Source organism: Herminiimonas sp. (assembly GCF_030655415.1).
In genome coordinates, this window is sequence record NZ_JAURVN010000015.1 from 66,745 (window position 1) to 93,627 (window position 26,883).

A 26,883-nucleotide genomic window follows, 5' to 3' on the forward strand; every position below is an offset into this window, starting at 1 on the left:
CCTGTTTGCCATGTCATCCAACCCTTCAAACGACGTCAGTAGCGGCATGAGCCGCGATGAAATCCGCGCCAGCACGTCGCTTGCGTCGATTTTTGGTTTGCGGATGCTGGGTCTTTTCTTGATCTTGCCGGTATTTTCAGTGCATGCAAAAGGCTTGCCTGGTGGCGACAGTGCGACCTTGGTCGGGCTGGCTTTGGGGATTTACGGCCTGACGCAATCCTTCGGGCAAATCCCGTTTGGGATCGCTTCGGATAAATACGGTCGCAAGCGTGTGATTGTGATCGGCTTGATTGTGTTTGCGCTTGGTTCATTCATTGCAGCTGCCGCAGACGATATTGTCTGGGTCATCATTGGCCGCGCGGTGCAGGGCGCAGGTGCGATTTCTGCAGCAGTGACAGCTTTCATCGCAGATTCGACCAGAGAAGAACATCGCACCAAAGCGATGGCGATGGTCGGTGGCTCCATCGGGCTAACGTTTGCTGGTTCGCTGGTAATTTCCCCTTTGTTGTATCAGGCGATTGGTATGGGCGGCATTTTTGCGCTGACCGGCATCTTGTCGGTGCTGGCGATTCTGGTGGTTATATATATAGTCCCTGCCGCGCCTGCATTGCCGCCGGGACGTTCATCAATAAGAGAAGTGTTGGCGAATAGCGAATTGATGCGCCTTAACTATGGCGTGTTTGCTTTGCATGTCACGCAAATGGCGATGTTTGTTGTGGTGCCATCTACGCTGATCAAGTTTGGTAATTTGCCGCTGGCCGAGCATTGGAAAATCTATCTACCTGTCGTGATCGCGTCTTTCATCTTCATGCTGCCGCCAATTTTCATAGGTGAAAAGCGTGGCAAGTCGAAACAGGTTTTTGTCGGCGCGATTGCTTTACTATTGCTGGTTCAGATCGGTATGTGGCTGGTGCTATCGCAAACGCAAGTGCACAGCTCGTGGTTGGTGGCGCTGTTGCTGGCATTTTTTGTTGCCTTCAATATCCTCGAAGCTAGCCAGCCTTCTTTGGTGTCGCGCATTGCGCCACCTGCCAGCAAAGGTGCAGCTTTGGGTGTCTATAACACTCTTCAAGCGCTTGGTTTGTTTTGCGGTGGCGCATTGGGCGGTTGGTTGACGCAACACCTAGGTGGCGCGTCTGTCTTTGTTTTGGGTGCAGCATTAACGGTAGCGTGGCTTATAATTGCTGCCAATATGAAAAACGTACCGCGCCGCAGCCAGGTTCAGGCTGCCGTAGTTTAATCGGAGAAAATTTAATGGCATCAGTTAATAAAGTCATCATCGTCGGCAATCTGGGTCGCGATCCTGAAACACGCTACATGCCAAACGGCGAAGCCGTGACCAATGTGGCCGTTGCCACAACGGAAAGCTGGAAAGATAAAAACAGCGGTGACAAAAAAGAAGTCACTGAATGGCATCGCATCACCTTCTATCGCAAACTGGCAGAAATCGCCGGTCAGTATTTGAAAAAAGGCTCATCGGTTTATATCGAAGGCCGTTTGCAAACACGCAAATGGACAGATAAAGACGGCGTCGAGCGCTACACCACCGAAATCATCGCCGATACGATGCAAATGTTGGGCGGCAAGCCTGGTGCTGGCGGCGGCAGTGCATCCATGGATGATGAATACGGCGGCAGTTCACCAGCGCCGCGCCAAAGTTCGGGTGGCGGTAGCAGCGCACCGCGTCCTGCAGCTAAACCTGCGGCATCCAATTTCAATGATATGGATGACGACATTCCGTTTTAATTACTGAATTTAAAAACTAGTCATCTAGTTTTATACAGAAAGCCCGGCGATCTTTTTTGGATCGTCGGGCTTTTTATTTTTTTGCACATTATTTTTATGGAAGTGCTGCGCGCATGTTGATGGCTTTTAAAGTCATTTGCACTTGATCGTGATGCATACGCCAAATATCTCTCTGAAATTAATGCCGACACGTCAATTTATTTTCTTGGTGGCAACTCAAGTTTGTAATAATTACAGTCGTTATAGAGCGACAGGCTGTAATTCGCGTGCTTGTACGAATGGATGTGATTTCTTTGTTACGAGCAATAAGGTTTAACAGTCTGTAGCGATAGTATTGTCTAGAGGTAGTCGTGGTGATTCCCTAATCACCAGTATTTAATAAATTAACAGCGAAAGAAGTGAATATGAAAAATTTAAAAATAGGCGTACGACTGGGTATCGCTTTCGCGCTGATATTGATACTGATGGGATTCATGACCGTGATGGGAATTGCAAGATTGCAGGATGTTGCGAATGCAACTTCCTTGATGGAAGAAGCGACTATCAAAGAAAGACTTTCTCAAAAATGGGTAGAGGGGATTGCGACGAATACAGTGCGCACCTTCGCGCGCGTGAACACCGATGATCCTGAGGACGCAAAAGCGCTGCAAGCAGAAATGACTGTTGTGAGCGCTGAGGTCAGCAAGGTGCAAAAAGAGTTGGAGCCGCTGATACATAGTGACGACGGTAAGAAATTGCTCGCTTTGGTGGTGGACCAACGTAAAACATATAGCGCGATCCGCGACGCAACTTTCAAACTGAAAGAAGAAAAAGGCGAAGGTCCTGAGTTGAAGACGATGATCGATACCAAGATGGCTCCTGTTGCGAAGAGCTACATTCAATCGGTCAGAGATGTAGCGGACTTCCAGGAAAAAATTTTTGCGGACTCCAAAAAACAAGTTGATGCAATTTATGAAGCCGGTCGCAATTTGCTGATCGTGCTCGGCATTATTGCGACAGCGTTGGGCGTGATGCTGGCATTCTTCCTCACTCGCAGTATTACCAAGCCGTTGGACTACGCCGTGAATGTGGCGCGCATTGTTGCTTCCGGCGATTTGCGTAGCCAAATTGTGGTTGATTCGAAGGATGAAACCGGACAATTGCTGCAGGCTCTGAAGGACATGAACGATAGTCTGGTCAATAGTGTTAGCCAGGTTCGCACCGGCATTGATACGATTGCGACCGCCGCCAACGAGATTGCATCCGGCAATCTGGATTTGTCTTCGCGTACAGAAGAGCAAGCAAGTTCGCTGGAAGAAACCGCATCGTCGATGGAAGAGTTGACCTCTACCGTCAAGCAAAATGCAGACAACGCACGCCAGGCTAATCAATTGGCAGTAACGGCTTCTAGTGTTGCGGTGAAAGGCGGCGCAGTGGTATCGCAAGTGGTTGACACGATGGATGGCATCAATGCATCGGCCAAGAAAATTGTCGACATCATTGGCGTGATTGATGGCATCGCATTCCAAACCAATATTCTCGCGTTGAATGCGGCAGTTGAAGCGGCGCGTGCTGGCGAACAGGGTCGCGGTTTTGCAGTGGTCGCATCGGAAGTGCGCAGTTTGGCGCAACGCTCAGCAGCTGCCGCGAAAGAAATCAAAACATTGATCGACGATTCAGTCAGCAAAGCCGACACAGGTAGCCGTCTGGTAGCAGAAGCCGGTACGACCATGGTGGAAGTGGTCGATAGCGTCCGACACGTCACCGATATCATGTCCGAGATCATGGCCGCGAGCCAGGAACAAAGTGCCGGTATCGAGCAAGTGAATCAAGCGATTTCGCAAATGGATCAAGTGACGCAACAAAATGCGGCCTTGGTAGAAGAAGCTGCCGCAGCAGCGGAATCCTTGAATGAGCAAGCAGGTCGTTTGGCACAAGCAGTCAGCGTCTTTAAACTTGATGGCTTGAAGAGTAGTTCCTCAGCCGCCGCGCCGCAAAGAGTTGCACCTGCTGCAAAAGCGCCACCTAAACGTCAGGTTGCCACGGCGCCGACACCCAAGAAAATCACTAATGAACCCCGCGCTGGCGGATCTGACGATTGGGAAGAATTTTAAGTATTGATAGTTTTGTAAAAGCCCGCTGCGTAAGCGGGCTTTTTTACCTCAGCAGGAACTATAGCTTTTGTGAGCGAACATCCAAATTGCCTATTTGTGTATTCAGCAGAGTTGCTAAATCGGGCCAGTTTTCCCAATTTGAAGGCTTGCCACCATTGGCCTTACGTAGAGTTTTATTTTTAAAGTTGAAATTTCGTTTAGGAAATGTTGTTATTTAACACCCATTTTTGATGCCACTAATAGCAAGCCGCATGAAAACAGTGCAAATGTGATTTTTTATTTTTTTAACTGCAATCTTTTCTATTCATTTCTTTTTTGCTGCATTAAGATTTGAAGCTTAATGTAATGTAATTTTACAATTTGATTGGCGGAATTTATCAATTGAAATTATTGTTTAAAAGCATTTTTGTTATAAAAACAATTAATGAAAAGCGCAAAGTCATTTGCTTAACCTTAGTCAAACCCTAGCCGCCTTCAGTATGTTGCCAAAGCGTAACGACACTCAGAGTACCCAGCTCGCCAGTTTGATGGAGGTCGCTGGGGAGGTTGTGCTGCGCCTCAACACGCGCGGCGAAATTCTGTTTGCCAGTGCACGTGCGGCCGAGGCACTCGGTCACGACATTCAACTACTTGGTAGAAACCTGTTTGAGATGGTGCGCCTGTCTGATCGGCACGCGATCGAAGCCGCATTCCGTCAAACTGTGCAATCCCTTGAAGTCACACGCGTTAGTGTGCGAATGTCGACGCAGGCTTCAGTACTGTGGTTCGAGCTGCAAATGATTGCCTACTCAACCGAAACAACCGAGCTGGAAGTGGTGGTGGTTGGGCGCGATATTTCCAGTCAGCAGAAAACCGAAGAACGTCTGCGCCACATGGCCACGCACGACGAACTGACCAATTTACCGAATAGAACATTGCTCGCAGATCGATTGCGCATGACAATCGCGCAATCGCGTCGCACCAATATCGGCTTTACTGTCATTGCGCTGGATCTCGATGGCTTCAAAAAAGTAAACGATGCCTTGGGTCATCCGGTCGGTGACGCATTGCTGCGTATTGCCGCGAAACGTTTGCGCGAAACCTTGCGCGATGTCGATACGTTGGCGCGCGTAGGCGGTGATGAATTTGTCGCCGTATTGCCAGGCGCAGTCGATGAAGTCGAAATTCAAAACGTTGCACGTCGCATGATTTCAGCCATCCAATTGCCGTTTGAAATCAATGGCAATGCCTTGTATGTGAGCACATCAATTGGTGCCGCGGTTTATCCGATACATGGCGATAGCGAAGTGAAATTGCTGGCGCACGCCGATACCGCGATGTACCGCGCGAAGGAAACCGGCAAAGCACGCTGCATCGTTTATAACGAAGCTGCTTTCAACCACATTGAACATGATGTGTCGATGGAAGCCGCGATGTTTGAAGCCGTCAGAAATGGCGAATTCCTGCTGCACTATCAACCTATCGTTGATGCGCGCACCCGCCAGATCATGGGCTTCGAAGCATTGATGCGCTGGATGCGTCCTGATATCGGGTTGGTGCCGCCTAGTCAGTTCATCGCGATGGCAGAAGACAATGGCTTGATCAATTTGCTGGGCGCATGGGCTTTGAAATCAGCTTGTGTGCAACTCAAACGTTTTGAAGAAGTCGCTGGCCGCAAGCTCTATGTCTCGGTCAATGTCAGTCCGCGCCAATTCCGCAATGATCAGTTTCTTAAAATGATGGACGACGCGCTCAAGTTGTCGGGTGTGAAAGGCGATCAGCTTTTGCTTGAGATCACCGAAGGCATTTTGATGTCCGATCCTGAGCATGCAGAACAACTTCTGACAAAAATCGCATCGCGTGGTGTTCGCATTGCGATCGATGACTTCGGTACCGGTTATTCATCGCTGATTTATTTGAAGCGCTTTCCGATTGCGGCGCTCAAGATTGATCGCACCTTTATCAAGGATTTGCCGAACTCCATCAAGGATGCGGCGATCTGCAACGTTATTTTGAGTTTGGCGAGTCACTTGAGTTTACTGACCGTTGCGGAAGGCGTAGAAAACGAACAGCAATTGGAATTTTTATCTGAACAAGGTTGTTCTCTGATTCAAGGTTTTCATACCGGTTTTCCTGAGTTGCCGGCGACCTTGATCGATATTTTGAAAGCAGATGCCGCTGCACTGCAACACTAATCTGCTACGCACAAGATCAACTCATGACAACACAACCTAGCCCCGCTTCGTTAGCCGACAAAACACTGGAGCTCCTGTGGGCACAGGTGCGCCAACGCGGCGACATGCCTGGTTTTTCCAAAGTCGTAACAGCGATTGTCGGCGCCATGCACGGCGATGACGATCGTGAATTCAACATGACCAGAACCGTGTTGTCCGATCCGACGCTGACACAACGCGTGTTGCGTCTGGCAAATAGCGCGATGTATTCCGCGTTCGGACAAGGTATCAACACAGTTTCAAAAGCAGTGATTGTGCTGGGCACTGAAACCATCGGACATTTGGCGTTGGGCTTGAAGCTGATCGATGGATTGGCTGCGGCATCGACAGGGACTTCGAATACGCGCAACGAAATGGGCCGGGCTGTATTGGCAGGACAGATCGCGCGACAAGTTGCTTCTTCATCGACGCAGCGCGATACGGAAGAAGCCGTTGTTTGCTCCATCCTGCATTCCCTTGGCCGACTGATGGTGACGTTCTATCTGCCTGAACAATGGACGCAAGTGCAGGCTCTGGTTGTACAAAAAAATATTCCAGAAAGTGACGCGACGCGAGAAGTCCTCGGTCTGGGGCTGGACGAAGTTGGTCGTGCGATAGGCAAGCGTTGGGGTTTGCCAAGTGGTCTGGTTGAAAGTTTGAAAGACATACCGCCGCGAACTGAACTTGATAATTCAGAAGAACCGTTAGGTCATTCTGATTGGTTGGCAGCAGTGTCCACCATGTCAACACGCTGCGCCGGCGTATTGAGCGTGGATGGCGATGCGGTACTCGCTGATTTGACGATCATCGCGGAGAACTATGCGGACATGCTTGGTCTGGATCCAGCGTTTGTCATGCAAGCGATAGAAGATGCGCAGAAAGTTGCTGCCAACGAGATCTTGCTGGAAAGCGAAGATGCCACCGCTAGCAATGAGAAAAAACAATCGGCACTACCATTCGGCAAGCCGGTCGATTCGATACAGATTCTGCAGCGCGGCGTCGGCGATATGGGTGGCGGCACGACGGCCAGCAATAACACCGGGCAGTTGATGACGGTAGCGTTGGAAACGGTTTATCAAGGCTTGGGCTTGGGGCGTGCCATTGCATTTTTACGCAATCATGATGAAGGAAAATATGTCGCGCGCATGTCGTTTGGCGAAGGCGCAGAAGAGTTGTTGCCGCGCTTGCGATTCAATGATGCGTATCAGCCTGACGTGTTTCACGCTGCGCTCGCCAACGACAAAATGATTTTTGTTGAAGATGCGCAAGCACCGGGCTTCATCAATAAATTGCCGCGCTGGTGGCGTGATGAGTTGAGCACTTCACGTAGATTTCTGATCTTGCCGCTGATGCTGAATTTTCATCCGGTTGGATTTATATACGGCGACTGGCCTCTGGATTTGCCGTCAGTAGGCATTGCTCCGAATGAGGCTGTTCTATTGGATGAGTTGCGCGCACTGATGGTCAAGGCGATCGAACGTCGCTGTCATTCCGAGCCATCATGGGCACGCGCAATGCAATGACGCGTTATAACTGATTCAGTCAAACGGGTGCGATGTCTGCGCCCGTTTGCGATTCTTGTGGTCCAATATAACTTATGGCCCGACTTCCCCGTCTCGTAATTCCAAACCAAGCACATCACGTTATTCAAAGCGGCAATGACGGCCTCGTCATTTTTCGCGACATCGCAGATCACACCGCATTTCTAAGTCGCTTGAAAGATGCATCCAGGCAGTTCAAGGTCGCTATCCATGCCTACGTTTTAATGCCCACGCATTTGCATCTGTTGGTCACGCCCAGCGATGCTGAAGGTTTGGGAAAAATGATGCAGTGGATAGGACGCTCTTACGTTCCTTACTTCAATCAAAAACATGAGCGCAGCGGCACGCTCTGGCAAGGTCGTTATAAAGCGACGGTTATTGATCCTGAGCGCTACTTCATGACCTGTTCCGCCTACATCGAGCTGAATCCGGTGCGCGGCGGAATGGCGCACACCGCAGGCGAATATCCCTGGTCTAGTTATCAACACCACATCGGCATCCGACCTGATCCGATTATTTCCGATCACCCTTTATATTGGTCTTTGGGCAATACGCCGTTTGAACGTGAAGCAGCTTACAAGGCTCTCGTTGAAAATGGTGTTAATGAAGACGAGGTAAGTCGCTTGACCGAAGCGACCTTAAAAGGCTGGGCTTTTGGCTCTGAGCAATTTCAAACTTCGTTGGAAAAGCAGTTGGCGCGACGCGTCAGGCCTGCAAAACGTGGTCGTCCCGCGACCAAAATGGGCGAAGCGCGCACCAAAATATACTAGTCTGCATGCTGTCTCCGGCGCAATCTGGTGCAAAATCCTCTACTCTGTCCCTATTTAATTCCTAGTCAAAATTTGTGGTTATTTTAATTTACTCTGACCCCATTTTTTGAGGTTGAATTTACTGTTGCTGTGCACTATCCTTCAGCCTCAACTTGAAAAGTAGTGGAGAAGTCTATGCATGCGCAAGGTTTGTACGATCCGGCTAATGAACATGATGCTTGTGGCGTAGGTTTTGTCGCCCACATCAAAGGTAAGAAAAGCCATTCCATCGTTGAGCAAGGTTTGCTCATCCTCAAAAATATCGACCATCGCGGCGCTGTCGGTGCCGACAAGCTGATGGGCGACGGTGCCGGTATTCTGATTCAGATCCCGGACCAGTATTATCGCGAAGAGATGGCGAAGCAGGGCGTAACCTTGCCGCCAGCAGGCGAATACGGCGTTGGTATGGTTTTCCTGCCTAAGGAAAACGCATCCCGCATCGCTTGCGAACAAGAGCTTGAGCGCTCGGTATTGGCTGAAGGCCAGGTCGTTCTCGGCTGGCGCGATGTGCTGGTCGACAAAGACATGCCTATGTCGCCAACCGTGCGCGAAAAAGAACCGATTATTCGTCAGATTTTTGTCGGTCGCGGCCGCGACATCATGGTCACCGATGCGCTGGAACGTAAGCTGTACGTTATCCGCAAAGCATCCGGTCACGCGATTCAGGCTTTGAATCTGTTGCACGGTCAAGAATTCTTCGTGCCATCGATGTCGGCACGTACCGTTGTCTACAAAGGTTTGCTGCTGGCTGATCAAGTCGGCGAATACTATAAAGATCTGCAAGATCCACGTTGCGTATCCGCGCTGGCGCTGGTGCATCAACGCTTCTCTACCAATACTTTCCCTGAATGGCCGCTGGCTCATCCATATCGCTTGCTCGCGCATAACGGCGAGATCAATACAGTTAAAGGCAACTTCAACTGGATGCGCGCACGCGAAGGCGTGATGAAGTCGGCTGTGTTGGGCGACGATTTGAAAAAATTGTTCCCGCTGATTTATGAAGGCCAATCTGATACTGCATGCTTCGACAATGCGCTCGAACTGTTGGTGATGGCTGGTTATCCAATCGCGCAAGCGATGATGATGATGATTCCAGAAGCATGGGAAAACCATACGTTGATGGATGACAATCGTCGCGCCTTTTATGAATATCACGCTGCAATGATGGAACCATGGGATGGCCCAGCTGCGATGGCATTCACCGATGGTCGTCATATCGGCGGCACTTTGGATCGTAACGGTTTGCGTCCAGCGCGTTACATCGTGACTGACGACGATCTGGTCGTGATGGCATCGGAATCCGGCGTGTTGCCAATTCCAGAATCGAAGATCATTCAGAAATGGCGTTTGCAACCAGGCAAAATGTTCCTGATCGATCTGGACGCTGGTCGCATCATTGACGACAAAGAGTTGAAAGATACTTACGCGAACGCCAAGCCATATAAACAATGGATTGAATCGGTACGCATTAAGCTAGATGAACTGAACAAAGAAGCGGCAGAAGCCAAGCCAACGACACCATTGCTCGATTTGCAGCAGGCGTTCGGTTATACGCAGGAAGATTTGAAATTCCTGATGTCGCCTATGGCAAGCACGGCTGAAGAAGCAACCGGTTCCATGGGTAACGATTCGCCGCTGGCTGTCATGTCGAATAAAGACAAGACGCTGTACAACTACTTCCGCCAATTGTTTGCGCAAGTAACCAATCCGCCTATCGATCCGATTCGTGAAGCGATGGTGATGTCGCTGGTGTCTTTCATCGGACCTAAGCCTAACTTGCTAGACACGAACAACATCAATCCACCGATGCGTTTGGAAGTGTCGCAGCCTGTGCTCGACTACGCGGATATCGCGAAGTTGCGCAACATCGGCGCCCATACCGGTAGCAAATTCAAATCGCATGAGCTGAACATTTGCTACCCAACCGCTTGGGGCAAAGAAGGTATTGAAGCGCGTCTGGCATCGCTGTGCGCGCAAGCTGTCGATGCAGTGCAATCAGGTCACAACATCTTGATTATTTCCGATCGCAAGATCGATGAAAACCATGTTGCGATTCCTGCGTTGCTGGCAACCTCGGCTATCCATTTGCACCTGGTTAGCAAAGGTATGCGCACCTCGACCGGCTTGGTTGTGGAAACAGGTTCTGCACGTGAAACGCATCACTTTGCATTGCTCGCAGGTTACGGCGCAGAAGCGATCCATCCTTACCTCGCGATGGATACCGTCAGCGCCATGGCAAAAGGTTTGCCAGGCGAATTGTCGCCTGAAAAAGCCATCGCCAATTTCCAGAAAGCAGTCGGCAAAGGCTTGATGAAAGTCATGTCGAAAATGGGTATCTCTACCTATATGTCGTATTGCGGCGCGCAGATTTTTGAAGCCATCGGCCTCAACCGATCGCTGATCCAAAAATACTTTAAAGGCACTTCGTCCAACGTTGAAGGTATCGGTGTATTTGAAGTTGCTGAAGAAGCGTTGCGCTTGCATAAATCTGCATTCAGCGCTGATCCAGTGTTGGCAAATGCACTCGATGCAGGTGGCGAATATGCGTACCGCGTACGCGGTGAAGAGCACATGTGGACGCCGGATGCGATTGCGAAATTGCAGCACTCTACACGCGCCAATAACTTCAGCACCTATAAAGAGTACGCGCAGATCATCAACGATCAATCGAAGCGTCACATGACTTTGCGTGGTTTGTTCGAATTCAAATTCGATCCAGCCAGTGCGATTCCGTTGGATGAAGTCGAGCCAGCAAAAGAAATCGTCAAGCGTTTCGCGTCTGGCGCGATGTCGCTCGGTTCGATTTCGACCGAAGCGCATGCGACGCTCGCGATTGCGATGAACCGCATCGGTGGTAAATCGAATACCGGCGAAGGCGGCGAAGATACCAAGCGTTATCGTTCGGAACTGCGCGGCATTCCTATCAAGGATGGTTCGACCTTGGCATCGGTGATTGGTCACGACGTGGTTGAAGTCGACATGCCTTTGATGCCTGGCGATTCGCTGCGCTCGAAGATCAAGCAAGTCGCATCAGGTCGTTTTGGTGTCACTACCGAATACCTGACATCGGCTGAACAGATTCAGATCAAGATGGCGCAAGGTGCAAAACCTGGCGAAGGCGGTCAGTTGCCTGGCCATAAAGTATCCGAGTACATCGCACGTTTGCGTTTCTCGGTACCTGGCGTTGGTTTGATTTCACCACCACCGCATCATGATATTTATTCGATCGAAGATTTGGCGCAGCTGATTCATGATCTGAAAAACGTCAATCCAACAGCATCGATCTCGGTCAAGCTGGTTGCTGAAGTCGGCGTTGGTACAGTTGCAACTGGTGTCGCTAAAGCGAAGGCCGATCACGTTGTGATCGCTGGTCATGACGGCGGCACAGGTGCCTCGCCATTGTCATCGGTCAAATATGCTGGTTCACCTTGGGAATTGGGTCTGGCTGAAACACAGCAGACACTGATCTTGAACGGCTTGCGTACACGTATTCGCGTACAAGCTGACGGTCAAATGAAAACCGGTCGTGACGTCATCATCGCTGCTTTGTTGGGCGCAGACGAAATGGGCTTCTCGACAGCACCGCTGGTCGTTGAAGGCTGCATCATGATGCGCAAATGCCATCTGAACACTTGCCCAGTCGGCGTTGCGACACAAGATCCTGTCTTGCGTGCGAAGTTCTCCGGCAAGCCTGAGCACATCGTTAACTATTTCTTCTTCATCGCAGAAGAAGCACGTCAGATCATGGCGCAATTGGGTATCCGTACATTCGACGAACTGATCGGTCGTGCTGATTTGCTCGACAAGTCGAGAGCGATCTCGCATTGGAAAGCGAAAGGTCTGGATTTCAGCCGCATGTTCTATCAACCACCAGTGGCAGAAGGCGTGGCGCGTTATCACACCGAAGGCCAGGATCACGCTTTGGAAAAAGCGCTGGACAACAAGTTGATCGCGCAAGCAAAAGCCGCAATCGACAATGGCGAAAAAGTCTCGTTCATTTCGACGATCAAAAACGTCAACCGTACAGTGGGCGCAATGTTGTCGGGTCAGGTCGCGAAGAAATACGGTCATGAAGGCCTACCTGACGACACGATCCACATCCAGTTGCAAGGTACCGCAGGCCAATCGGCTGGCGCTTTCCTCGCACATGGCATTACTTTGGATCTGGTCGGTGAAGGTAACGATTACGTTGGTAAGGGCTTGTCGGGCGGTCGCATCATCGTGCGTCCAAACACCGAGTTCCGCGGTCGCGCAGTAGAAAACATCATCAGCGGGAACACGCTGTTGTACGGCGCGGTTGCTGGCGAAGCATTCTTCAACGGCGTTGCAGGCGAACGTTTCGCTGTTCGTAACTCAGGCGCGGTAACGGTTGTCGAAGGTACTGGCGATCATGGTTGCGAATACATGACAGGTGGCACCGTTGTTGTATTGGGCGAAACCGGTCGTAACTTTGCTGCAGGTATGTCGGGCGGTATCGCGTATGTCTACGATCCAAAAGGTGACTTCGCTGGCAAGTGCAATATGTCCATGGTTTCACTGCACCCTGTGATGTCCGCAGCTGAGCAAGAAGACAAGGCAGAGCACAACTCCTGGCACAGCCATGTACGTGGCGCCGACGCGCAAACCGATGAAGCAATTCTCAAAGGTTTGATCGAACGTCACTTCAAGTACACCGGCAGCACACGCGCCCGCGCATTGTTGGATGAGTGGAGCAGCGCACGCAGCAAGTTCGTCAAAGTATTCCCATCGGAATACAAACGCGCGCTGGCTGAAATGCACGCGGCCAAGGCTGAGCAGGCAGTGTCCACCAAGGTCGCAGTGTAAGACTGCTGTCAACAAACGATGACATGGCCAGCTCGCACAGAGCTGGCCGCAACGAATGGTTTAGAAGGCGAGAGAAACATGGGAAAGATTACCGGCTTTATGGAATTTCAGCGCTTGCGTGAAGCGAGCGAAGAACCGGAAAAACGCACCGCGCATTACAAGGAATTCACGCTGCATTTGAGCGATTCCGAAGCAAAAATTCAAGCAACACGTTGTATGGATTGCGGCATCCCGTTTTGCAATAACGGCTGCCCGGTCAATAACATCATCCCTGACTGGAATGACCTGGTGTACAGCGGCGCTTACAAGCAAGCGCTGGACACTTTGCACTCGACAAATAATTTCCCGGAATTTACCGGTCGCATTTGCCCGGCACCATGCGAATCCGCATGCACGCTCGGTATCAACAACGATCCAGTCGGCATCAAATCAATCGAGCATTTCATCATCGACAAAGGTTGGGAAAGCGGTTGGGTTGTGCCGCAACCAGCAACAGTTAAAACCGGCAAAAAAGTTGCTGTGGTCGGCGCTGGTCCTGCAGGTATGGCAGCAGCGCAGCAATTGGCGCGCGTTGGTCACGATGTAACCGTATTCGAAAAGAACGATCGCGTTGGCGGCTTGCTGCGTTATGGCATCCCTGACTTCAAGATGGAAAAATCGCACATCGACTTGCGCGTCAAGCAGATGGAGGCCGAAGGCGTGAAATTCCGCACCAGCGTTTTAGTTGGCAAGGATTTCCCATCGAACATTATCAACTGGGCAAAAGAAACGATTTCGCCAGAACAGTTGAACAAGGATTTCGACGCAGTGATCATCAGCGGCGGCGCAGAACAACCACGCGATTTGCCAGTTCCTGGTCGCGAGTTGAAAGGCGTACATTTCGCGATGGACTTTTTGCCTTTGCAAAACAAGGTCAACGCCGGCGACAAGGTCAAGGATCAGTTGGTCGCAACTGGCAAGCACGTGATCGTGATTGGTGGCGGCGATACAGGTTCTGATTGTGTCGGTACCTCGAATCGTCATGGCGCTGCATCGATTGCACAATTCGAATTGCTGCCGCAACCACCGGAAGAAGAAAACAAACCGATGGTCTGGCCTTACTGGCCAACCAAATTGCGCACCTCGTCTTCGCATGAAGAGGGTTGTGAGCGTGATTGGGCGGTTGCGACCAAACGCCTGGAAGGTAAAAACGGCAAGGTTGAAAAACTGATTGCTGCACGCGTTGAATGGAAAGACGGCCGCATGCAGGAAGTGCCAAATTCGGAATTCGAAATGAAAGCCGATTTGGTCTTGTTGGCGATGGGCTTTGTTTCGCCAGTCGCACAGGTTCTGGAAGCATTCGGCGTCGAGAAAGATGCACGCGGCAACGCCAAGGCAACTACCGATGGCGAAAATTGCTATCGCACTTCAGTCGATAAAGTTTTTGCTGCCGGCGATATGCGCCGCGGTCAATCTCTGGTCGTTTGGGCAATTCGTGAGGGTCGTCAATGCGCACGTGAAGTCGATATTTTCTTAATGGGCGATTCGGTTCTGCCACGTTAATTAGTATCGCTTGAATAAAAGCCCGCTACTTTTTACGAAGTAGCGGGCTTTTTTACAACGCTTTACGAAAATGCAGTTATTCAAAAATCGTATGAACAAGAGTGATTTCTCGTTCTGAACTACAATTACGGCATTGCAATAGAAATACGCCGCTGTGTCTAATCTCGTTGAAATCCGTGATCTCCATTTTAGCTATGATGAACGTTCGATTCTGTCGACGCTCAACATGGATTTCCCGCGTGGAAAAGTCATTGCTGTCATGGGCGGTTCGGGCTCGGGTAAAACCACCGTTTTGCGTCTGATAGGCGGGCAGTTGCAGCCGCAGTCGGGCAAAGTAACGGTTGATGGCAACATCGTGCACGAGATGGAAACCAAGGCGCTGTATCAGATGCGCCGCAAAATGGGCATGCTGTTTCAGCACGGCGCATTGTTCACCGATATGTCGGTATTCGACAATGTCGCTTTCCCTTTGCGTGAACATACCAATCTGTCGGAAGAACTGATACACGATCTGGTCTTGATGAAATTGCACACAGTCGGTTTGCGTAACGCTGCGCAATTGAAGCCAGCTGAAATCTCTGGTGGTATGGCGCGTCGTGTTGCATTGGCACGCACGATTGCACTTGATCCGCAGTTGATCATGTATGACGAGCCGTTTGCCGGCCTCGACCCGATTTCTATGGGCATGACTGCCAATCTGATCCGTAAATTAAATGATGCACTGGGTTCGACCACGATCCTGGTGTCGCACGATGTGCATGAATCGTTTTTGATTGCCGATTACGTCTACTTCTTGTCCAGCGGCAAAGTCGTGGCGCAGGGTACGCCGGCAGAAATGATGGTTTCTACTGATCCGTATGTGAAGCAGTTTGTGAATGCTGAGCCTGATGGCCCGGTACCGTTTCACTATCCTGGTACGTCGCTTGCAGATGATCTCGGTTTGGGGGCGCGCGCATGATTGCTGCGTTTCTGACGTCGATAGGGCGAGGTGTACGTGAATTCGTTACGAATCTCGGTTTTGCTACACGTATTTTTTTCAGTGTGATTGCTGCATCTGGTGGCCTGCTGCGTAGGCCGCGTTTAGTGGTTAGCCAGATTCACTTTATCGGCAACTATTCGCTGGTATTGATTGCGGTTGCCGGTTTGTTTGTTGGCTTTGTTCTCGGTTTGCAGGGTTATTACACACTGAATAAATACGGCTCAGAGCAAGCTCTAGGCTTGCTTGTTGCTTTATCACTGACACGTGAACTTGGCCCGGTTGTAACTGCACTCTTGTTTGCCGGCCGTGCTGGGACTTCGTTGACCGCGGAAATCGGTTTGATGAAAGCCGGCGAGCAGTTATCAGCAATGGAAATGATGGCGGTCAATCCGATACAACGTGTGTTGGCGCCGCGTTTCTGGGCAGGCGTGATTGCTATGCCGGTACTGGCGGCAATTTTCAGTGCTGTCGGCATCATCGGTGGTTACATCGTCGGCGTGAAAATGATCGGGGTCGATGAGGGTGCGTTCTGGTCACAAATGCAAGGCGGCGTTGACGTTTGGAATGATGTCGCGAACGGTGTGATTAAAAGTATTGTGTTTGGTTTTGCTGTGACCTTTGTCGCTTTGTATCAGGGCTATCAAGCGCAGCCGACGCCGGAAGGTGTTGCAAGAGCGACAACCCGCACCGTGGTCATCGCGTCTTTATCCGTGCTGGGACTGGACTTTTTGTTAACGGCCTTGATGTTCAGTTAAGCGCACGAGTACGAAGCGCTTATTGTGCTTTTCGATTAAAATGTGCGCCCCCTCGATACTTTGATTGTGGCGCAGGGTAAGGCGATTTATATTGAGTTTTATGTCGATAAAAAGCGCTTTCTCCCATATTTGAGGTATCTGTTTATGCAAAGAAAATCATTAGACTTATGGGTTGGCCTCTTTGTGCTGCTGGGTGCAGCCGCCTTGTTCTTTCTGGCGATGAAGGCTGGCAACATGAGTTCGCTGTCGTTCGAGAAAAACTACACGGTAGTGACTCGTTTTGACAATATTGGTGGTTTGAAACCACGTGCGCCGGTTAAAAGCGCAGGCGTTGTGGTTGGTCGAGTTGCAGATATTAAATTCGACGACAAGAGCTATCAGGCATCGGTGACGCTGGATATTGAAAGCCGTTATCAATTTCCAAAAGATACGTCAGCCAAGATTTTGACTTCGGGTTTGTTAGGTGAGCAATATATAGGGCTTGAGGCCGGTGGCGATACCGCCAATCTGGTTGCAGGTGACAGAATTACAATGACACAATCGGCGATGGTGCTGGAGAATTTGATTAGTCAATTCCTCTTCAGTAAAGCAACCGAAGGGAAAGAAGAGCCAAAATGAAAAACATGAATAAAGCCATTCTATTCGCCTCAGCAGTATTCCTGAGCGGCTGTGCAACCACTAACGGCAGCAATACGGATGATCCTCTCGAAGGTTTCAATCGCACGATGTTTGACTTCAACGACGGACTGGATCGCGTCGCCTTGAAGCCAGCTGCGACTGCCTACCAGGAAGTGTTGCCATCGTTTGTGCAAACCGGCGTGAATAACTTCTTCGGCAATATTGGCGACGTATGGACCATGGTTAATAATTTCCTGCAAGGGAAAGCAGATCAAGGTTTTTCAGACGTGATGCGCGTGACGTTTAACACGACCTTCGGTCTGGGTGGTTTGCTTGATATCGCATCAGAAGCCGGCATTCCAAAACACAAAGAAGATTTCGGTCAAACCTTGGGTAAATGGGGCGTAGCTCCAGGTCCGTACGTCGTCCTGCCTTTGTTTGGCCCATCGACAGTGCGCGACACCGCTGCATTGCCGGTCGACATCTACGGCGACTTGTGGACTTACACAACACCGGTTGATGTGCGTAATGTCGGCGCTGTGGTTCGTGTGATCGATGCGCGTGCATCGGCATTGAACGCTACCAATTTGCTGGAAGATGTTGCTCTCGATCGTTATACCTTTATCCGCGGCGCTTATTTGCAACGTCGTGAGAGTCAGGTAAATGACGGCGAAGAGTCGGTCAAGCCGAAAGCAGACAAGGCTGTTAGCCCACAAAGTGATGCAGCACCATCGCAGCCAGCATCCGATGCTGCCGTTGCTGTAGATAAAGCTTTGGAACCACAAGGTTAAGAAACTGTCGAAAGCCTTGCAAAAGAGCCAGTCGCACTCATGTAGCGTAAAGGCGCGTTGGATAGGATAGTGTTAATCCGGCGCGTATGGCATCCGCAAGTCTTGGGCTATTTAAATAGCTAGCTATAAACCGAATTGGGAAAAGATGAAATTATTGCAAAAATTCATGTTGGCGTTTGCGGCGATGGCTTTCACCGCATACGCAGCCGCGCAAGAAGCGCCTGACGTATTAGTCAAACGCATCAGTGAAGAAGTCATGGCGCTGGCCAAATCCGACAAAGATATCCAGGCAGGAAATCCTCGTCGTGTGCAGCAAGTCGTCGAAGAAAAAATTCTGCCGCATGTCGATTTTCAACGTATGACTTCGTTGGCTGCGGGCCGTCACTGGCGCGAAGCGACGCCTGATCAACAAAAGCAATTGACGACTGAATTCCGCAGCTTGCTGGTGTACACATATTCCGGCGCGATTTCGCAAATCCGCGATCAAAAACTGGAATATCGTCCATTGCGTGCCGATCCTGCGGACACAGACGTGATCGTAAATACGCAAGTGTTGCAACCACGTGGCGAGCCAATTCAACTCAGCTATCGTCTTGCGAAGTCGGCTAATGGCTGGAAAATCTACGATATCAATGTACTCGGCGCATGGTTGGTTGAGACATATAAAGGTAGTTTTGCTGCGGAAATCAGCAAAGGCGGCATCGATGGTTTGATTAAAGCCCTGTCCGACAGAAACAAGAAACTTGCCGGCAGCATTGCTAAAACCGGTAAAACCCCTGCTCCTGCGCAGTAATTAATCATGTTCCAACCCGGCGCATCGCTCACCTTCGACAATGCCAAAACGGCATTGGATGCGGGCTTGCAGGCGATCGCCGGTGGTCAGACCGACATTGATTTTTCCAATTTGGTCACGGTTGATTCGGCTGCCGTAGCGACGATATTGGCTTGGCAACGCGTGGCTTCAGCCAAGGCTGTTTCTTTATCTTTTCGCAATATCCCTGCAAATTTGCTCAGCCTGATTTCCCTGTATGACGTGACTGCCTTGATAGCGCCGAATATTGCTCGCGCCGATCTGCCGCATCATTGACCTTTTTTTCGCGGTCAATTCTCTGAAGACTCCTTCGCCACTCGCTGTATAAGTGCCCTAAAACGGCGGCGTGTAGCGAAAATCCAATATAATCAAGGGTTTCGCCGTTCGGTCAGCGTGTTTGCGCAACGAACAGCGGTATCAGCGTTTCATTTTCCGTAAAGTGCGATTAGCCACCATGGCTGCAATTCAAATAAACAATGTCGAAAAAAGCTATCGCGCGCTGAAAGCGGTGAATGGCATTTCACTTTCTATCGAAGAAGGTGAATTTTTCGGCTTGCTCGGCCCTAACGGCGCGGGCAAAACCACCTTGATCTCCATCATTGCCGGCTTGAATCGCGCAGATTCCGGCACGGTAGAAGTGCACGGTCACGATGTCGTGACCGACTATCGCCAAGCGCGCAAGTTGCTCGGAGTCGTACCGCAAGAATTGGTATTCGATCCTTTCTTCACGGTTCGTGAAACCCTGCGCATGCAGTCCGGTTATTACGGCTTGAAGAATAACGATCCGTGGATAGACGAGGTCATGCATCACCTTGATCTGACCAACAAGGCCGATGCGAATATGCGCGCTTTGTCTGGTGGCATGAAGCGTCGCGTGTTGGTCGCGCAAGCGCTGGTGCACAAGCCACCTGTGATCGTGCTGGATGAGCCGACGGCTGGTGTCGATGTCGAGTTGCGCCAGACCTTGTGGAAGTTCATTTCGCGTCTGAATCGCGAAGGGCACACCGTTGTACTGACCACGCATTATCTGGAAGAAGCACAAGCCTTGTGCAATCGCGTTGCGATGTTGAAAGCCGGCCAAGTGGTCGCGCTTGATTCAACCTCTGCGCTGATCAAACGCATCTCCGGCTCGCAACTTGTGGTGCAACTCGCATCAGGATCTTTGCCGGATGAGCTGAAGGATTTGGTTTCGCATCCTGAAGAACTGGTGCTGGGCAATAAATATACTTTGCGCGTTAGCGAATACAAAGACGTCGAGCCGATACTCGCCAAGCTGCGTTTGTCCGGTGCCGTCATAGAAGATATGCAATTGCAGCAAGCCGATCTGGAAGATGTATTTATTCAGATCATGGAAGGTGAAAAATGACCGGCTTCCAAACGCTGTTCTATAAAGAGATGCTGCGCTTCTGGAAAGTGGCGACGCAAACTGTTGCCGCACCGATTTTGACTGCTGTGTTGTACCTGCTGATTTTTGGTCACGTGCTGGAAGATCATGTGCAGGTTTATCCCGGCGTGAAATACACAGCCTTTTTGGTGCCTGGCTTGGTGATGATGAGCGTGTTGCAAAACGCGTTTGCCAATTCGTCATCATCGCTGATTCAATCCAAGATCACCGGCAATCTGGTGTTCGTGTTGCTGACGCCTTTGTCGCACTGGGAATTGTTCGGTGCTTACGTATTGGCTGCGGTGGTACGCGGTGTGGTGGTCGGCAGCGGTGTGTTCCTCGTCACTGCATGGTTTGCGGATATGTCGTTCGCGGCGCCGTGGTGGATTTTGATCTTCGGTATTCTCGGCGCGAGCATGCTGGGTACCATGGGTTTGATCGCTGGCATTTGGGCAGAAAAATTTGATCAGCTGGCAGCGTTCCAGAACTTCTTGATCATGCCGGCGACTTTCTTGTCTGGCGTTTTTTATTCGGTACATTCCTTGCCGCCGTTTTGGCAAACCGTGTCGCACCTCAATCCATTCTTTTACATGATCGATGGCTTCCGTTATGGCTTCTTCGGTCAATCAGACGTTGATCCTTTAATCAGCTGTCTGGCTGTTGCGTTCTTTCTGTTGCTGCTTTCAGGTTTGGCAGTTCAGTTGCTGAAAAATGGTTACAAGCTGCGTCATTGATCGTTCGCGTGACGCTTTTATTTATTCACTTATCATTCAATATTAAAAGGCAAAATCATGTTGCCCACACCAGAATTAGTTAAAAGTTATATCGCTGCAGGCATGGATTGCACGCACGTAGAAGTAAGTGGCGACGGCGCGCATTTCGAAGCGGTAATCGTATCGAATGCATTTGCCGGCAAGCGTTTGATCCAGCGTCATCAATTGGTCTACGCCGCGCTCGGCGATCGCATGCGTGAAGAAATCCACGCCTTGTCGATGAAGACAATGACGCCGGAAGAATTCCAAAAGTAATACGCTTGCAGAGTTTGCATGCATTACTTAAACCAACTCATTAATGGACAAGCTTTAAATGGATAAGCTTTTAATTCAAGGCGGTCATCGTCTTTCCGGCGACATCGACATCTCCGGTGCGAAGAACGCTGCTTTGCCTATTTTGTGCGCAGGCCTGTTGACTGCTGACTCTGTTCAGCTCAGCAATGTACCTTTGCTGCAAGACGTGGCGACGATGTTGAAGTTGCTGCGCCAAATGGGTTTGCAGATCGAGCAAGATGGCGAGAACGTCACCTTGAATGGCAGCGGCATCGACAAGCTGGAAGCACCGTACGAAATGGTGAAAACCATGCGCGCATCTATCTTGGTGCTCGGTCCATTGCTGACACGTTTCGGCGAAGCTAAAGTATCTTTGCCTGGCGGTTGCGCGATTGGTTCGCGTCCTGTCGATCAGCACATCAAAGGTTTGCAGGCGATGGGCGCAGAGATCACGATCGAAGCTGGCTACATTCATGCAAAAGCAAAGCGTCTGAAAGGCGCACGTATCGTCACCGACATGATTACCGTCACTGGTACTGAGAATCTGTTGATGGCGGCTGTGCTGGCAGATGGCGAAACGATTTTGGAAAACGCTGCACGCGAACCAGAAGTCACTGATCTTGCGAATCTGCTGGTGGCGATGGGCGCACAAATTGCCGGCATCGGTACCGATCGCTTAGTGATTCAAGGTGTAGAACGTTTGCACGGCGCATCGCATGCAGTGATTCCTGATCGGATCGAAACCGCGACTTTCCTGTGTGCGGTGGCCGCGGTTGGTGGCGACGTTACCTTGCGCAAGGCGCGCACCGATACGCTGGATGTGGCATTCGACAAGTTGCGTGAAGCGGGTGCAATTTTGACTTCGGCGGATGATTGGATACGCGTGCAAATGTCGTCGCGTCCTAAAGCAGTGAGTTTCCGTACCACCGAATACCCGGGTTTTCCGACCGACATGCAGGCGCAATTCATGGCGATGAACTGTATCGCCGAAGGTAGCAGCCGCGTGATCGAAACGATTTTCGAAAATCGCTTCATGCATGTGCAGGAAATGAATCGTCTGGGCGCATCGATTACGATTGAAGGCCATACAGCGATTGTGAATGGCGTCGAAAAATTGGTGGGTGCGCCTGTGATGGCGACTGATTTGCGTGCCTCCGCTTCGCTGGTGATTGCTGCATTGGCAGCCGAAGGCGAAACCTTGATCGACAGGATTTATCATCTGGATCGCGGTTACGATCGCATGGAAGTCAAACTGTCCGCAGTCGGTGCACATATTCAGCGAGTGAAATAATGACGCAATCAGATTTAAAAGTGGATGCACAAAATAATCCGCAGCAACTGACGCTGGCTTTGTCGAAGGGCCGCATCTTTGAAGAAACCTTGCCGCTGCTGGAAGCTGCCGGCATCAAGGTCACCGAAGATCCAGAAACTTCGCGCAAATTGATTTTGCAAACCAACGACGCAAATGTGCGCGTGATTATCGTGCGGGCATCCGACGTGCCGACTTACGTGCAATACGGTGCTGCCGACTTCGGCGTGGCAGGCAAGGATGTCTTGCTTGAGCACGGCGGCGAAGGTTTGTATCAGCCCATCGATTTGAATATCGCAAAATGCCGTATGTCAGTCGCGGTGGAAGACGGCTTTGATTACGCCAGTGCAGTGCGTCAAGGCGCACGTTTGCGCGTCGTGACTAAATATGTACAGACTGCGCGGGAACATTTCGCCGCTAAAGGTGTGCACGTTGATTTGATTAAACTGTACGGCTCGATGGAGCTCGGCCCGCTGGTTGGTCTTGCTGACGCGATCGTCGATCTGGTCAGCACTGGCAGCACCTTGCGCGCGAATCATCTGGTTGAAGTCGAGCACATCATGGAAATTTCATCGCGCCTGGTCGTGAATCAGGCCGCATTGAAATTGAAGCGTGAACGTTTGCAGCCCATACTTGAAGCATTTGAAAAGGCGTCGAAACGCCAGTCTTGAAATAATGAACCAGCAACTTCATTTCTACATGACTAGATAGAGAACAATGATGTCCATACAAATCCGAAAATTTGATTCCACTCATCCTAACTTCAAGGCGCAACTCGCCGATGTGTTGGCATTCGAGGCGAGCGAAGACGAAGCGATAGATCGCGGCGTCATGCTGATTCTGGATCATGTAAAGCGCGAAGGTGATGCAGCGGTATTGCGATATACACAGCAGTTCGATCATGTAGCCGCTGCGGATATGAGCGCGCTGGAAATTTCACAAGACGAATTGCAAGCTGCGCTGAATAACCTGTCGCCAGTCCGTCGCGCTGCGTTACAAACCGCAGCAGATCGCGTGCGTGCGTATCACGAACGTCAAAAGGCTGAAATCGGTTCTAACGGTTTTAGTTATACCGAGGCGGACGGCACAGTATTGGGACAAAAAGTTACGCCGCTGGATCGCGTCGGCATTTACGTTCCTGGTGGTAAAGCTGCGTATCCATCATCGGTATTGATGAATGCGATTCCCGCCAAAGTGGCAGGCGTGCAAGAAGTCATCATGGTAGTGCCGACGCCGAATGGGGTGAAGAATGAATTGGTGTTGGCCGCCGCTGCGATGTCGGGCGTTGATCGCGTGTTCACGATTGGTGGCGCGCAGGCCGTAGGCGCACTCGCGTACGGCACCGCAACGATTCCGCAAGTCGATAAAATCGTCGGTCCTGGCAACGCATATGTGGCAGCCGCTAAACGTCGCGTGTTTGGCACAGTCGGTATCGACATGATTGCAGGTCCATCGGAAATTTTGGTGATCTGCGATGGCACCACGGATCCTGATTGGATCGCGATGGATCTTTTTTCGCAAGCCGAGCACGATGAATTGGCGCAATCGATTTTGATTTGCCCTGATGCTGCTTACATCGAGGCCGTTGCAGATAGTATCAATCGCCAATTGGCCGGGATGCCGCGCAAGGATGTGATCGCGACTTCGCTGACCAATCGCGGTGCGATGATCAAAGTACGCGATATGGATGAAGCGTGCGAGATCGCGAATTCGATTGCTGCTGAACATCTGGAAATTTCTACAGAAAATCCACAACATTGGGCAGACAAGATTCGTCACGCAGGCGCGATGTTCCTTGGTCGTTTTTCGTCCGAATCTTTAGGCGATTATTGCGCGGGTCCAAATCACGTGTTGCCTACTTCGCGCACTGCGCGTTTCTCATCCCCTCTCGGCGTTTATGATTTTCAAAAGCGTTCCAGTATGTTGCAAGTAAGTGAAGGCGGGGCACAGACTTTAGGCAAAGTCGCAGCAGAACTTGCCTACGGTGAAGGTTTGCAGGCACACGCTCGTTCAGCTGAATATCGGCTGAAAAAATGACGTGCTTCCAGGCCCCGCAATGACGGAATGGCGCGATCGCATTTTTTGCGAAGATGCGCTGGCAGGCCTGGCGCGTATTCCCGATGGCGCTATCGATTTGATCATCGCGGATCCGCCTTACGGTTTGGGCAAGGATTACGGTAACGATTCAGATAAGCTCGATGCCGATGCTTATCTGTTATGGATGGAGCAATGGGTCGATGCAGCATTGCCCAAGCTTAAGCCCAACGGCAGCCTGTATATTTTCCTGACGTGGCGCTATTCGCCGGAAGTATTTGTCATGCTGAAGAAGCGCATGACGATGGTCAATGAAATTATCTGGGACAGACGCGTGCCATCGATGGGCGGCAGTACACGCCGATTTTCATCGGTGCACGACACAGTCGGATTCTTTGCCAAAGCCAAGGATTATTACTTCGACCTCGACGCGATACGCATTCCCTACGACGCGGTAACCAAGAAAGCCCGTTCGCGTTCGATTTTCGTTGGCGCAAAATGGCTGGAACTGGGTTACAACCCGAAAGATGTGTGGAGCGTTTCGCGTCTGCATAAAGAGCATAAAGAACGCGCCGATCATCCAACCCAAAAGCCGCTGGAAATTATCGAGCGCATGTTGAAAGCATCGTGTCCGCCAGACGGCGTGGTACTGGATCCTTTCATGGGCAGCGGAACCACGGCGGTGGCGGCCAAACGCTGCGGCCGCCATTTTGTTGGTTTCGAACTGAATACCGAATATTGCGATTTGATAGCAAAACGGCTGGCAGCGCTTGATGTAAAAGATGACGAAGCGGTGGTCATCCTCGACGATCAAGGAAAATCTGTCCCAGAAGAGATCTGACAAGCTTCTTATCGGATTCATTAGTTGCTCTGAAGAAGAGCCACGAGTCGTTTAACGCTGTTTTTGCATCCGCATTACCACTCGCAAATGTAAAAAATGCGGAGATAGGCAGATTCAGTCGCTGGAACGCAAAGTGCTTGCTGAAAATATGGGTAAAATGCATGTATTGTCAGAAAACGCTTTCGGTTTGGCCTAGCAACATCAGGAAATATCTACACCTCGACGGTTTTAAAACCTCATTCTCATCGTAACGGTCAATCGAATATGTCTACGCCACGCACCGCAGAAATCACCCGTAATACCAACGAAACGCAAATCCGCGTTGCGATCAATCTCGACGGTACAGGTAAACAAAATCTGAACACCGGCGTGCCTTTCCTCGATCACATGCTGGATCAAATTGCACGTCACGGTCTGATCGATCTGGATATTGAAGCCAAAGGCGATTTGCATATCGATGCGCATCACACGGTGGAAGACGTCGGCATCACGCTCGGCCAGGCTTTTGCCAAAGCGCTAGGCGATAAAAAAGGCATCCGTCGCTACGGCCATGCCTATGTACCGCTGGATGAAGCGCTGTCACGCGTCGTTATCGATTTCTCCGGTCGTCCAGGCTTGGAATTCAACGTGCCATTTACGCGCTCGATGATCGGTGCATTCGACGTCGATCTGACCAGCGAATTCTTTCATGGCTTCGTAAACCACGCGTTGGCGACCGTGCACATTGATAATCTGCGCGGCGTAAACGCGCATCATCAGTGTGAAACCGTATTCAAGGCATTCGGCCGCGCATTGCGCATGGCTGCAGAGCTGGATCCGCGTTCCGCTGGCACGATTCCATCGACCAAAGGCAGCCTGTAAGCTGTTGTTTGCGAACAAGAATGTTTCAATTCACTGAAATCTGAATCATCGGTATGAACAAAATAGTTGTAGTGGATTACGGAATGGGCAATTTGCGTTCAGTGGCGCAGGCCCTGCGCCAAGTCGCGCCGGAAGCAGATGTACGTATTTCTGGCGAGGTTGCCGATATCCGTTCTGCTGACCGCATTGTGTTGCCAGGGCAAGGCGCAATCCCGGATTGCATGCGTTCGCTGCAGGAATCCGGTTTGAAAGAGGCGGTGCTGGAAGCGGCTGCCAATAAACCATTATTCGGCGTCTGCGTAGGCGAACAATTGATGTTCGACTGGAGCGAAGAAGGCGATACGCCAGGCTTGGGTCTATTCCCCGGCAAGGTCATCAAGTTCCGTTTCGAAGATCGCCTGCAGGAAGACGGCTCGCGCTTCAAAGTCCCGCAAATGGGTTGGAACCGCGTGCATCAATCCTTGTCCCATCCTTTGTGGAACGGGATTGCCGATGACAGCTATTTTTATTTCGTGCATAGTTATTACGCAGTCCCTACAGATCGTGCGCACATCGTTGGTGAAACGCCATATGGCGCACCGTTTTGTAGTGCGATTGCTCGCGACAATATTTTTGCAACGCAATTCCATCCGGAAAAAAGCGCAAGCGCCGGTTTGCAACTGTATAAAAACTTTGTTCACTGGAAGCCTTAAGCACTCATCGGCAAG

23 protein-coding genes are annotated in these 26,883 nt (G+C 50.7%); all 23 read left to right on the plus strand.

Features of this window, described 5'->3' with window-relative positions; genetic code table 11:
• Positions 1–46: 46 nt before the first annotated feature.
• Positions 47–1,240, plus strand: a complete 1,194-nt coding sequence (locus tag Q7T66_RS15095) for an MFS transporter (RefSeq protein ID WP_304933987.1) — start codon at positions 47–49, stop codon at positions 1,238–1,240.
• 14 nt (positions 1,241–1,254) lie between these two features.
• Positions 1,255–1,746, plus strand: coding sequence for a single-stranded DNA-binding protein (ssb, locus tag Q7T66_RS15090; protein ID WP_304933834.1), 492 nt, complete (start codon positions 1,255–1,257; stop codon positions 1,744–1,746).
• 398 nt (positions 1,747–2,144) lie between these two features.
• Positions 2,145–3,839, plus strand: a complete 1,695-nt coding sequence (locus tag Q7T66_RS15085) for a methyl-accepting chemotaxis protein (protein WP_304933835.1) — start codon at positions 2,145–2,147, stop codon at positions 3,837–3,839.
• A gap of 479 nt (positions 3,840–4,318) precedes the next feature.
• The gene (locus Q7T66_RS15080) at positions 4,319–6,013 is read left to right on the plus strand and encodes a bifunctional diguanylate cyclase/phosphodiesterase (RefSeq protein ID WP_304933836.1); all 1,695 of its coding nucleotides are present in this window, start codon (positions 4,319–4,321) and stop codon (positions 6,011–6,013) included.
• Between the two features lie 23 nt (positions 6,014–6,036).
• The gene (locus Q7T66_RS15075) at positions 6,037–7,554 is read left to right on the plus strand and encodes an HDOD domain-containing protein (protein WP_304933837.1); all 1,518 of its coding nucleotides are present in this window, start codon (positions 6,037–6,039) and stop codon (positions 7,552–7,554) included.
• A gap of 74 nt (positions 7,555–7,628) precedes the next feature.
• The gene (locus tag Q7T66_RS15070; protein WP_304933838.1) at positions 7,629–8,342 is read left to right on the plus strand and encodes a transposase; all 714 of its coding nucleotides are present in this window, start codon (positions 7,629–7,631) and stop codon (positions 8,340–8,342) included.
• A 174-nt stretch (positions 8,343–8,516) separates the two neighbouring features.
• Positions 8,517–13,205 carry a glutamate synthase-related protein gene (locus Q7T66_RS15065; RefSeq protein WP_304933988.1) on the plus strand — a complete coding sequence of 1,563 codons (4,689 nt, stop codon included), beginning with the start codon at positions 8,517–8,519 and terminating at the stop codon, positions 13,203–13,205.
• 78 nt (positions 13,206–13,283) lie between these two features.
• Positions 13,284–14,747 (plus strand): glutamate synthase subunit beta, encoded by a 1,464-nt coding sequence (locus Q7T66_RS15060; protein WP_304933839.1) that lies wholly within the window; start codon positions 13,284–13,286, stop codon positions 14,745–14,747.
• A 154-nt stretch (positions 14,748–14,901) separates the two neighbouring features.
• Positions 14,902–15,705 carry an ABC transporter ATP-binding protein gene (locus Q7T66_RS15055; RefSeq protein ID WP_304933840.1) on the plus strand — a complete coding sequence of 268 codons (804 nt, stop codon included), beginning with the start codon at positions 14,902–14,904 and terminating at the stop codon, positions 15,703–15,705.
• A complete protein-coding gene (gene mlaE, locus Q7T66_RS15050; RefSeq protein WP_304933841.1) occupies positions 15,702–16,481 on the plus strand; it encodes a lipid asymmetry maintenance ABC transporter permease subunit MlaE in 780 nt (259 codons plus the stop codon). Before Q7T66_RS15055 ends, mlaE begins: the two co-directional genes overlap by 4 nt.
• A 144-nt stretch (positions 16,482–16,625) precedes the next feature.
• Entirely contained in the window at positions 16,626–17,099 is a 474-nt protein-coding gene (gene mlaD / locus Q7T66_RS15045) for an outer membrane lipid asymmetry maintenance protein MlaD (RefSeq protein ID WP_304933989.1), read from the plus strand.
• Positions 17,096–17,890, plus strand: coding sequence for a VacJ family lipoprotein (locus Q7T66_RS15040; RefSeq protein WP_304933842.1), 795 nt, complete (start codon positions 17,096–17,098; stop codon positions 17,888–17,890). Before mlaD ends, Q7T66_RS15040 begins: the two co-directional genes overlap by 4 nt.
• Before the next feature lie 145 nt (positions 17,891–18,035).
• On the plus strand, positions 18,036–18,683 hold the full coding sequence (locus Q7T66_RS15035) for a phospholipid-binding protein MlaC (protein ID WP_304933843.1): 648 nt from the start codon (positions 18,036–18,038) through the stop codon (positions 18,681–18,683).
• A gap of 6 nt (positions 18,684–18,689) precedes the next feature.
• The gene (locus Q7T66_RS15030; RefSeq protein WP_304933844.1) at positions 18,690–18,977 is read left to right on the plus strand and encodes a lipid asymmetry maintenance protein MlaB; all 288 of its coding nucleotides are present in this window, start codon (positions 18,690–18,692) and stop codon (positions 18,975–18,977) included.
• A 178-nt stretch (positions 18,978–19,155) separates the two neighbouring features.
• Entirely contained in the window at positions 19,156–20,067 is a 912-nt protein-coding gene (locus Q7T66_RS15025; RefSeq protein ID WP_304933845.1) for an ABC transporter ATP-binding protein, read from the plus strand.
• Positions 20,064–20,819, plus strand: coding sequence for an ABC transporter permease (locus tag Q7T66_RS15020; protein ID WP_112990669.1), 756 nt, complete (start codon positions 20,064–20,066; stop codon positions 20,817–20,819). Before Q7T66_RS15025 ends, Q7T66_RS15020 begins: the two co-directional genes overlap by 4 nt.
• 57 nt (positions 20,820–20,876) lie before the next feature.
• Positions 20,877–21,113, plus strand: a complete 237-nt coding sequence (locus tag Q7T66_RS15015) for a BolA family protein (RefSeq protein ID WP_304933846.1) — start codon at positions 20,877–20,879, stop codon at positions 21,111–21,113.
• A 58-nt stretch (positions 21,114–21,171) separates the two neighbouring features.
• The gene (gene murA / locus Q7T66_RS15010; RefSeq protein WP_304933847.1) at positions 21,172–22,422 is read left to right on the plus strand and encodes a UDP-N-acetylglucosamine 1-carboxyvinyltransferase; all 1,251 of its coding nucleotides are present in this window, start codon (positions 21,172–21,174) and stop codon (positions 22,420–22,422) included.
• The gene (gene hisG, locus Q7T66_RS15005; protein WP_304933848.1) at positions 22,422–23,111 is read left to right on the plus strand and encodes an ATP phosphoribosyltransferase; all 690 of its coding nucleotides are present in this window, start codon (positions 22,422–22,424) and stop codon (positions 23,109–23,111) included. Before murA ends, hisG begins: the two co-directional genes overlap by 1 nt.
• 49 nt (positions 23,112–23,160) lie before the next feature.
• Entirely contained in the window at positions 23,161–24,477 is a 1,317-nt protein-coding gene (gene hisD, locus Q7T66_RS15000) for a histidinol dehydrogenase (protein ID WP_304933849.1), read from the plus strand.
• Positions 24,478–24,496: 19 nt separating this feature from the next.
• Positions 24,497–25,315, plus strand: coding sequence for a site-specific DNA-methyltransferase (locus Q7T66_RS14995; RefSeq protein ID WP_304933850.1), 819 nt, complete (start codon positions 24,497–24,499; stop codon positions 25,313–25,315).
• 264 nt (positions 25,316–25,579) lie between these two features.
• Positions 25,580–26,176, plus strand: coding sequence for an imidazoleglycerol-phosphate dehydratase HisB (gene hisB / locus Q7T66_RS14990; protein ID WP_304933851.1), 597 nt, complete (start codon positions 25,580–25,582; stop codon positions 26,174–26,176).
• A gap of 53 nt (positions 26,177–26,229) precedes the next feature.
• Complete coding sequence (hisH, locus tag Q7T66_RS14985; RefSeq protein ID WP_304933852.1) at positions 26,230–26,868, plus strand: imidazole glycerol phosphate synthase subunit HisH; 639 nt, start codon at positions 26,230–26,232, stop codon at positions 26,866–26,868.
• The last annotated feature ends 15 nt before the right edge of the window (positions 26,869–26,883 follow it).

Excerpts from the sequence above, each read along its gene's own strand:
- Q7T66_RS15070 (WP_304933838.1), top strand. The coding sequence starts at position 7,629 with ATGGCCCGACTTCCCCGTCTCGTAATTCCAAACCAAGCACATCACGTT.
- Q7T66_RS15025 (WP_304933845.1), top strand. The coding sequence starts at position 19,156 with ATGGCTGCAATTCAAATAAACAATGTCGAAAAAAGCTATCGCGCGCTG.
- Q7T66_RS15040 (WP_304933842.1), top strand. The coding sequence starts at position 17,096 with ATGAAAAACATGAATAAAGCCATTCTATTCGCCTCAGCAGTATTCCTG.
- hisD (WP_304933849.1), top strand. The coding sequence starts at position 23,161 with ATGTCCATACAAATCCGAAAATTTGATTCCACTCATCCTAACTTCAAG.
- ssb (WP_304933834.1), top strand. The coding sequence starts at position 1,255 with ATGGCATCAGTTAATAAAGTCATCATCGTCGGCAATCTGGGTCGCGAT.
- mlaD (WP_304933989.1), top strand. The coding sequence starts at position 16,626 with ATGCAAAGAAAATCATTAGACTTATGGGTTGGCCTCTTTGTGCTGCTG.
- Q7T66_RS15075 (WP_304933837.1), top strand. The coding sequence starts at position 6,037 with ATGACAACACAACCTAGCCCCGCTTCGTTAGCCGACAAAACACTGGAG.
- Q7T66_RS14995 (WP_304933850.1), top strand. The coding sequence starts at position 24,497 with ATGACGGAATGGCGCGATCGCATTTTTTGCGAAGATGCGCTGGCAGGC.
- hisH (WP_304933852.1), top strand. The coding sequence starts at position 26,230 with ATGAACAAAATAGTTGTAGTGGATTACGGAATGGGCAATTTGCGTTCA.
- Q7T66_RS15030 (WP_304933844.1), top strand. The coding sequence starts at position 18,690 with ATGTTCCAACCCGGCGCATCGCTCACCTTCGACAATGCCAAAACGGCA.
- murA (WP_304933847.1), top strand. The coding sequence starts at position 21,172 with ATGGATAAGCTTTTAATTCAAGGCGGTCATCGTCTTTCCGGCGACATC.
- Q7T66_RS15020 (WP_112990669.1), top strand. The coding sequence starts at position 20,064 with ATGACCGGCTTCCAAACGCTGTTCTATAAAGAGATGCTGCGCTTCTGG.
- Q7T66_RS15095 (WP_304933987.1), top strand. The coding sequence starts at position 47 with ATGAGCCGCGATGAAATCCGCGCCAGCACGTCGCTTGCGTCGATTTTT.
- hisG (WP_304933848.1), top strand. The coding sequence starts at position 22,422 with ATGACGCAATCAGATTTAAAAGTGGATGCACAAAATAATCCGCAGCAA.
- Q7T66_RS15065 (WP_304933988.1), top strand. The coding sequence starts at position 8,517 with ATGCATGCGCAAGGTTTGTACGATCCGGCTAATGAACATGATGCTTGT.
- Q7T66_RS15080 (WP_304933836.1), top strand. The coding sequence starts at position 4,319 with ATGTTGCCAAAGCGTAACGACACTCAGAGTACCCAGCTCGCCAGTTTG.
- Q7T66_RS15060 (WP_304933839.1), top strand. The coding sequence starts at position 13,284 with ATGGGAAAGATTACCGGCTTTATGGAATTTCAGCGCTTGCGTGAAGCG.
- mlaE (WP_304933841.1), top strand. The coding sequence starts at position 15,702 with ATGATTGCTGCGTTTCTGACGTCGATAGGGCGAGGTGTACGTGAATTC.
- hisB (WP_304933851.1), top strand. The coding sequence starts at position 25,580 with ATGTCTACGCCACGCACCGCAGAAATCACCCGTAATACCAACGAAACG.
- Q7T66_RS15015 (WP_304933846.1), top strand. The coding sequence starts at position 20,877 with ATGTTGCCCACACCAGAATTAGTTAAAAGTTATATCGCTGCAGGCATG.
- Q7T66_RS15035 (WP_304933843.1), top strand. The coding sequence starts at position 18,036 with ATGAAATTATTGCAAAAATTCATGTTGGCGTTTGCGGCGATGGCTTTC.